Origin of the sequence: Nocardioides sp. (assembly GCF_004803405.1) — a bacterium.
In the GTDB taxonomy this organism is placed as follows: Bacteria; Actinomycetota; Actinomycetes; order Propionibacteriales; family Nocardioidaceae; genus Nocardioides; species Nocardioides vastitatis.
The window spans coordinates 1-1,091 of the sequence record NZ_SSXI01000210.1; the positions used below are offsets into that span (position 1 = coordinate 1).

At 75.5% G+C, this 1,091-nt stretch carries 1 protein-coding gene; it reads left to right on the top strand.

The annotated features are described in order from the left end of the window. The coding region (locus E7Z54_RS14470; RefSeq protein ID WP_136434845.1) for a TadA family conjugal transfer-associated ATPase at window positions 1-1,091 on the top strand (1,091 nt) is incomplete at both ends.

A 1,091-nucleotide genomic window follows, 5' to 3' on the forward strand; every position in this document is an offset into this window, starting at 1 on the left:
AGGGGCGCTCAACCCCCACCGCGTCGCCGACGCGCTGCGGGCGGCCGGTCGACCGGTCGGCGACGCCACGGTGCTCGCCGTCTACGAGCAGCTCCGCCGGGACATCGTCGGCGCGGGCCCGCTCGAGCCGCTGCTGCGGCTGCCGGACGTCACCGACGTGCTGGTCAACGGGCCGGGGCCGGTGCGGATCGACCGGGGCAGCGGCCTCGAGCGGACCGACGTGGTGCTCGGCTCGGAGGATGCGTGCCGACGTCTCGCGCAGCGGCTGGTCGCCAGCGGTGGCCGGCGCCTGGACGATGCCGCTCCCTTTGCCGACGTGCGGCTGCCGGACGGGACCCGCTGCCACGCGGTGCTCACCCCCCTCGCCCAGCCGGGGACCGCCATCTCGTTGCGGGTGCCCCGGCGTGGCGGGTTCACCTTGGAGGAGCTGCACGCGGCGCACGCACTGACCGAGGAGGGGCTCGAGATCGTGCAGCAGGTGGTCGCGGCACGGCTCGCGTTCCTCGTGAGCGGCGGCACCGGCACGGGCAAGACGACCCTGCTCGCGGCGATGCTGGGCGCGGTCGACCCGGCCGAGCGGATCGTGGTCGTCGAGGACGCCGCCGAGCTCCGGCCGACCCATCCCCAGGTGGTCGGGCTCGAGGCGCGCCAGGCCAACCTGGAGGGTGCGGGAGCCGTGGCGCTGCGCGACCTGGTGAGGCAGGCGTTGCGGATGCGGCCCGACCGGCTCGTGGTCGGCGAGGTTCGAGACGCCGCCGTCGTCGATCTGATGGCCGCCATGAACACCGGGCACGAGGGCGGGTCCGGCACCCTGCACGCCAACTCGGCCGGTGACGTCCCGGCGCGGGTGGAGGCCCTGGCCCTGACCGCCGGGCTGGGGCGCGAGGCCGCGCACAGCCAGCTGGCGTCCGCGCTCGACCTGGTGCTGCATGTCGTGCGATCGCGAGCCTCAGGGGTGCGACGACTTGGCGAGATCGCCGTGCTCGAGCGCGATGCCGGTGGTCTGGTGCGGACGGTCCCGGCCGTCCGGTTCGCGCCCGACGGGCAGCTGGCATCAGGCCCGGGGTCGCGTCGACTGCTCGGCCTGTTGG